Here is a 6,329-nt window from a genome sequence, read left to right on the forward strand (position 1 = left end):
TGATTGCGCACGTTCTGTCGAAGGAGACACCCATGGCTGAGACCCCCACGGCCGCCCCTGAATCGCTGCTGGCGGCGCCCGACCAGGCCACGCAGCAGCAGATCACGGCCGAGATCCAGGCGCTCCACGAGGAGTCCGAGGCGCGCGTCGCAAACGGCGAGCAGCTGCCGCGCACGCTGTACGACTTCGCGCCGTACCGCTCGAGCATCCTGCGGCACCCCACGAAGAACCCCAAGCTCGTCGACCCCGAGACCATCGAGCTGTGGAGCCCCGCCTACGGCCAGCGCGACGTCGCGGCGATCGAGGCCGACCTCACGCTGCAGCACGCCGGCGAGCCCCTGGGCGAGCGGATCACCGTACACGGGCGCGTGCTCGACAGCTGGGGCCGGCCCGTGGCGAATCAGCTCGTGGAGATCTGGCAGGCCAACGCCGCGGGCCGCTACATCCACCAGCGCGACCAGCACCCCGCCCCGCTCGACCCGAACTTCACGGGCGCCGGCCGCCTCGTGACGAACGACCGCGGCGAGTACCGATTCACCACGATCAAGCCGGGGCCGTACCCGTGGAAGAACCACGTGAACGCCTGGCGCCCCGCGCACATCCACTTCTCCATCTTCGGCTCGGCGTTCACGCAGCGCCTCGTCACGCAGATGTACTTCCCGGGCGACCCGCTGTTCGCGCTCGACCCCATCTACAACTCCATCCGTACGCAGAAGGACCGCGACGCGCTCGTGGCCGCCTACGACCACGACCACACCGTGCCCGAGTTCTCGATGGGCTACCGCTGGGACATCGTCGTCGACGGGCCCAGCGCCACCTGGACCGAGCCCGAGGAGGGCGAGCACTGATGAGCGAGAACACCCTCACCCCCACGGCCGGGCAGACCGTCGGCCCGTTCTTCCACTACGGCCTCGAGTTCGAGGGCCAGAACCTCGTCGCCTTCCCGCACAGCCCCGGAGCGATCGTGCTGCGGGGTACCGTGCGCGACGGCAACGGCGCCCCGATCCCCGATGCGTGCATCGAGATCTTCGGCGCCGACGCCGACGGGTCGGTGCCGCGGGCGCGCGGCACGCTGCGTCGCGATGGCTTCTCGTTCACCGGATTCGGTCGCGCCTTCACGGACGACGAGGGCGGCTTCTTCTTCTGGACGCGCAACCCCGGTGCCACCGACGAGAACAAGCCCCCCTTCATCGCGGCGATCGTCTTCGCGCGCGGCCTTCCCAACAAGCTCCACACGCGCATCTACCTTCCGGAGGCGATCGAGGCGGGGCAGACGGACGCCCTGCTGGACTCGTTGAGCGAGGCCGAACGGGCGACGCTCGTCGCCACGCGCACGGAGGACGGTAACCTCGTGCACGACATCCGCGTGCAGGGCGAAGGGGAGACCGTCTTCATTGCCTACAGCTGACTCGGCCGCCGGCGCATCGACCCCGGGGGGCTTCGGCACGTCCCCGGGGTCGGTGGCGCCCGGGGACGCCTTCGACACCGGGCTGCTGAACCCCGTGGCGGCCGGGCGGGACGGCCGCGTCTCCGACGCCGCCTTCGCGCGGGCTCTCGTCGCGGCCGAGGTGGCCCTCGTGCGCGCGTACGCCGCGGCCGGCATCGCCCCTGCCGAGGCGGCCGCGGGGGCGACGGCGCTGTTCGACGTGCCGATCGATCTGGCATCCCTCGCGCGCGACGCCGTGGCGGGCGGCAACCCCGTCATTCCGCTTGTGAGGACGCTGCGCTCCGGCGCGCCCGACGCCGTGAGGCCCTGGGTGCACCGCGGGGCGACGAGCCAGGACATCGTCGATACGGCGATGATGCTGGTCGCCAGGGACGCCGCGCCGGCGATCCACGGCGATCTCGTGCGGGTCTCGCGGGCGCTCACCGCGTTCGCCCTGGCGCATCGCGACCTCGTCGCCGCAGGACGCACGCTCACCCAGCACGCCGTGCCCACGACGATCGGGCTGCGTGCGGCCACGTGGGACCGCGCGGTCCAGCGCGCGAGCGAGCGGCTGCGCGCGGGCACCGACGCCCTGTTCGCCCAGTGGGGAGGCGCGGGCGGCACGCTCGCGGCGACCGTGCAGGACGTCGGGGCCGAGGCCGCATCCGCGGTGCGCTCCGCGTACGCGCGCGAGCTGGGCCTCGGCGAGCTCGAGGCGCCGTGGCACGCCTACCGCTGGCCCGTCACGGAGTTCGGCGACACGCTCGTGCAGGTCGTCGACGCGCTCGGCAAGTTCGCCACCGACGTCGCCACGGCGTCCCGGACCGAGATCGCCGAGCTGTCGGAGCCCACCGGCGGGGGATCGTCGGCGATGCCTCAGAAGCAGAATCCGGCGCGGTCTGTGCTCATCCGGTCGGCGGCGATCCGCGCGCCCCAGCTGGCCGCCACCCTGCACCTGGCGGCGGGGCTCTTCAGCGACGAACGCGCCGACGGCGCCTGGCACGCGGAATGGCCCGCGATGCGCGAGCTGATGCGTCTTGCCCTGGGCGCGGCCTCGCACGCGGCGGATCTCGCGGAGGGGCTGCGCGTCGACGCCGCGGCCGTGGCGGAGAACCTGCGCGCCACCGACGGACTCATCGTGTCCGAGCGGCTCGGCGCCGTGCTGGGCAAGGAGAGGGCGGCCGAGATCGTCGCCGCGGTCGCCTCCGGCGCCGACCTGCGCGCGCTCCTGGCGGAGGCCGGGCAGGACCCCGACGAGCTGCTCGATCCCGCGCGCTACACCGGGCTCGCGGGCGCCTTCGTGGATGCCCTCGGAACTCTGCCGGAGGCCGCTCCGCCGGGCTCGCCCGACGGCGTCGGCGGCACCTGATCACGCCGTCACCGCTGCCCGCCCCGACGAGGGCGAACAGGGCTCGCCCGTCGGCAATCGTCCCTTCCGTCGCATTGCAAAGGAGAACACGATGACCCTCCCGGACCTCGCCGTCACCTCGCCCGTCGGCGCCGACGGTGCGCCGATCGTCCTGCTGGGGCCGTCGCTCGGCACCGCCGCCGCCGTGCTGTGGGAGGACGTCGTGCCGATCCTCGCGCGGCGATACCGCGTGTCGCTGTGGGACCTGCCGGGGCACGGTGCGTCCGTGCCCGCGAGGGACGCGTTCAGCATCGCCGACCTCGCCGACGCTCTCGCCGCCACCATCCGCGAGCTCGGCGGGCCGATCCACTACGCGGGCGTGTCGCTGGGCGGCGCGGTCGGCCAGCAGCTCGTCGTGAGCCACGGCGACCTGCTGCGCTCGGCCGCGATCGTCTGCTCGGGCGCGGCGTTCGGCGACCCCCAGGGATGGCACGAGCGCGCCGCCCGCATCCGTGCGCAGGGCACACCGGTCCTCGTCGCGCAGCAGTCCGAGCGATGGTTCGCGCCCGGGTCGATCGCCGCTCGTCCCGTCATCACCGGCCGCCTGCTGCACACGCTCGCCGACGCCGACGACGAGAGCTACGCGCTGTGCTGCGAGGCGCTCGCCGACTACGACCTCCGGGCGGCCCTGCGCGACCGGCCCACGCCGGTGCTGGCGATGTACGGCGAGTACGACGAGGTGTCGCCGCGCGCCGACGCCGAGCTCATCGCGAGCACCGTCGCGAACGGCCGTGTGGTGGGCGTTGCCGACGCGAGCCACCTCGCCCCGGCCGAGAAGCCGGACGAGGTGGCCGCCGAGCTGATCCGATTCTTCGAGGAGAACTGATGACCGAGATCGGCAACCGCCCCGCGGGCGAGGGACTCGCCGACGGCGCACGGTGGAAGAACGGCATGGCGGTGCGACGGGAGGTGCTCTCGGACGAGCACGTGGACCGCTCCATCGCCGGCACGAACGAGCTGACGGCCGACTTCCAGGACTTCATCACGCGCGTGGCCTGGGGCGACGTCTGGCAGCGCCCGGGCATCGACCGACGCATGCGGTCGGTCGCCGTCATCAGCTCGCTCATCGCGCACGGCCACCACGAGGAGCTCGCGATGCACTTCCGGGCCGCGCTGCGCAACGGTCTCACGGTGGACGAGGTCAAGGAGGTCATCCTGCAGTCGGCGATCTACTCCGGCGTGCCGGCCGCCAACACGGCCTTCCGCATCGCCACCGAGGTCTACGGCCCGTTCTGAGGCCGGCACGCGAAAAGGCCCCGATCTCGTGCGATCGGGGCCTCTTCGCCGGCGTCAGACGCGGGCCGCGGCGCGGCGGGCGCCCTCGCCGAGCGACTCGAGCTTCGCCCACGCGATCTGCGGGTGAATGCGTCCGCCGAGGCCGCAGTCCGTCGAGGCGATGACGCGATCCGGCCCGACGATCCGCGCGAAGCGCTCGATCCGCTGCGCCACGAGGTCGGGGTGCTCGACGAGGTTCGTGGAGTGGCCGATGACGCCGGGGACGAGGATGAGGTCGTCCGGGATGATGTCCTTGTTCTCCTCCCAGACCGCCCACTCGTGCTCGTGGCGGGCGTTGGCCGCCTCGAAGGAGATCTGCCCGACGTTCGCGCCCAGCACCGTCTTCAGGATGTGCTTCAGCTCGATGTCCGTCGTGTGAGGGCCGTGCCATGAGCCCCAACACAGGTGCAGGCGCACGAGCTCCTTGGGCAGGCCCTTGATGGCCTCGTTGATGGCGTCGATGCGGATCTGCGTGAAGGCCAGGTAGTCCTCGACGCTCGGCTCCGGGTTGATCTGGTCCCAGTTCTCCGCGAGCGACGGGTCGTCGAGCTGCACGACCAGACCCGCGTCGGTGATGGCCTTGTACTCGTGGTGCAGCGCCGCGCCCCATGCGGCGATGTGCTCCTCGTCGGTGGCGTAGTAGCGGTTCGCGATGCGCGCGGCCGACCCCGGCGCCAGCGACGGGATGAAGCCCCGCTCGCCCGGGCGCAGGGCAGCCGCGAGGTTGCGCACGTCGCTGGCGACGGCGTCGTGGCCGGAGTACTCGATCGGCCCGGTCGTGGCGGGGAAGGCGGTGGCGTTCTTGCCGACGCTGATGAAGCTGTTCGGGTCGCTGTACGCCTCGCGGAAGATGGTCCAGTCGCGGCGGTCGGGGAAGGACGTCAGCCGGATGTTGCCCGGCTCGGAGCGCACCGGCTGCTGCGAGAAGATGTCCTCCTCGGTGAGCGTCAGACCCGTCGCCCGCTGGAACGAATACACCCACCACGCACCGTAATCGGTCGGCGCCGACATGGCGTGACCGTACTCGCCGTCGCCGGGCTGCGTGATGCCGGCCTGCCGCTGACGCTCGACGACGTCGGCCACGGCCTCCGCCAGCAGCGACTCGAACTCGGGCGTGGACTTCAGGGTGAAGCCGTCGTCCTCGAACTCGCGGGCCGCGTTGGCGTCGATCAGCGCCTGCGTGCGGGGCAGGCTGCCGGCGGTGGTGGTCTGGATGGTGCTCATGGGGCTCCTCGTCGAGGCGGATGGCCGAACGGGCGGACGATCGTGAGCGTACGCGGAACCCGTGCGTGCCGTCTCGTTCCGTGACGCCGTGTGACGACGGGAGGGTGCCGCCACCGGCGGTGTCGGGGCCGCGGAGCGGATAGGGTGGCGCGTGAGATGAGGGTCACGCGACGCACGCTCCTGCTCGGCGCCGGCACGGGTGCCGTGGCGCTGCTGCTCGCGTCGTGCACGCCCGAGCGACCCATCCCGAGCCCGTCGCCGTCCAGCCCGTCGCCCACGCTGACGCCGGAGGGTGGCGTGCCCGCGCCGTCCGCCTTCGCTCGCAGCGCATGGACGACCGATCCCTTCGCACGGGGCGCGCGCGCGTACGTGCCGGCCGGCTCCTCCGAAGCCGACAGGGCGGAGCTGACCCGGCCCCTCGCGCAGCGGGTGTTCTTCGCCGGCGACGCCCTCGGCGATCCCATCGGGTCGCTCGCGGCGGCTGCGCAGGACGGGGTACGCGCGGCGGTGGCGCTCACGGAGGTCGCCGCGGACGGCGAGCGGGTGTTCGTCGTCGGCGCCGGGGTCGCCGGCGCCCGCGCGGCCCGGTTCCTGGCCGACGCGGGGTACGAGGTGACGGTCGTCGAGGCGCGGGACCGGCTCGGCGGCCGGCTGCACACGCTCGAGGCCGAGGACTGGCCGGTCAGCCCGCAGCTCGGTGCGTGGCTGATCGAGGCCGACGCGGACTCGCTGCGCGCCCGGCTCGAGGACCTGGATGTCGACGTGCGCGAGCTCGAGGGCGAGACGGCCCGGTCGCCGGAGGGCGAGGTGGACGTGCCGACACTCGAGCCGATCCAGCGGGCCGTCGCGTGGGCACAGGGTCAGGCCGCCGATACGCCGCTGTCCGAGGCGCTCGCGCAGTCGGGCATCGACCCCGACGATCCGGCCGTGGCCGCCGCGCTCGCCGTGCTGGCCTCGCACTCCGGCGCCGACGCGGACGAGCTGTCGGCGTGGTAC

General features: G+C 73.0%; 7 protein-coding genes. 6 read left to right on the forward strand and 1 reads right to left on the reverse strand.

Annotation, left to right across the window (positions count from 1 at the left end; translation table 11 throughout):
• Positions 1-32: 32 nt before the first annotated feature.
• The 5 genes from pcaH to pcaC all read left to right on the forward strand — a co-directional run bounded on the left by pcaH (position 33) and on the right by pcaC (position 4,070).
• Positions 33-848: a protocatechuate 3,4-dioxygenase subunit beta gene (pcaH, locus tag N8N77_RS13385; protein WP_261167379.1), complete on the forward strand. Its 816-nt coding sequence runs from the start codon at positions 33-35 to the stop codon at positions 846-848.
• Positions 848-1,408: a protocatechuate 3,4-dioxygenase subunit alpha gene (gene pcaG, locus N8N77_RS13390; protein WP_261167380.1), complete on the forward strand. Its 561-nt coding sequence runs from the start codon at positions 848-850 to the stop codon at positions 1,406-1,408. The genes pcaH and pcaG overlap by 1 nt, the downstream gene beginning before the upstream one ends.
• On the forward strand, positions 1,395-2,795 hold the full coding sequence (locus N8N77_RS13395) for a lyase family protein (protein WP_261167381.1): 1,401 nt from the start codon (positions 1,395-1,397) through the stop codon (positions 2,793-2,795). The genes pcaG and N8N77_RS13395 overlap by 14 nt, the downstream gene beginning before the upstream one ends.
• A 91-nt stretch (positions 2,796-2,886) precedes the next feature.
• Positions 2,887-3,660, forward strand: coding sequence for an alpha/beta hydrolase (locus N8N77_RS13400; protein ID WP_261167382.1), 774 nt, complete (start codon positions 2,887-2,889; stop codon positions 3,658-3,660).
• Entirely contained in the window at positions 3,660-4,070 is a 411-nt protein-coding gene (pcaC, locus tag N8N77_RS13405; RefSeq protein ID WP_396652846.1) for a 4-carboxymuconolactone decarboxylase, read from the forward strand. Before N8N77_RS13400 ends, pcaC begins: the two co-directional genes overlap by 1 nt.
• Positions 4,071-4,124: 54 nt before the next feature.
• Here the strand turns inward: pcaC and N8N77_RS13410 are convergent, their stop codons facing one another.
• A complete protein-coding gene (locus tag N8N77_RS13410) occupies positions 4,125-5,333 on the reverse strand; it encodes a cobalamin-independent methionine synthase II family protein (protein ID WP_261167383.1) in 1,209 nt (402 codons plus the stop codon).
• A gap of 156 nt (positions 5,334-5,489) precedes the next feature.
• Here N8N77_RS13410 and N8N77_RS13415 point away from each other — a divergent pair.
• The coding region (locus N8N77_RS13415) for an FAD-dependent oxidoreductase (RefSeq protein ID WP_261167384.1) at positions 5,490-6,329 on the forward strand (840 nt) is incomplete at its 3' end.

It is taken from the genome of Microbacterium sp. Marseille-Q6965 (genome assembly GCF_946151065.1).
GTDB lineage: Bacteria > Actinomycetota > Actinomycetes > Actinomycetales > Microbacteriaceae > Microbacterium.

Excerpts from the sequence above, each read along its gene's own strand:
- N8N77_RS13400 (WP_261167382.1), top strand. The coding sequence starts at position 2,887 with ATGACCCTCCCGGACCTCGCCGTCACCTCGCCCGTCGGCGCCGACGGT.
- pcaC (WP_396652846.1), top strand. The coding sequence starts at position 3,660 with ATGACCGAGATCGGCAACCGCCCCGCGGGCGAGGGACTCGCCGACGGC.
- N8N77_RS13410 (WP_261167383.1), bottom strand. The coding sequence starts at position 5,333 with ATGAGCACCATCCAGACCACCACCGCCGGCAGCCTGCCCCGCACGCAG.
- pcaG (WP_261167380.1), top strand. The coding sequence starts at position 848 with ATGAGCGAGAACACCCTCACCCCCACGGCCGGGCAGACCGTCGGCCCG.
- pcaH (WP_261167379.1), top strand. The coding sequence starts at position 33 with ATGGCTGAGACCCCCACGGCCGCCCCTGAATCGCTGCTGGCGGCGCCC.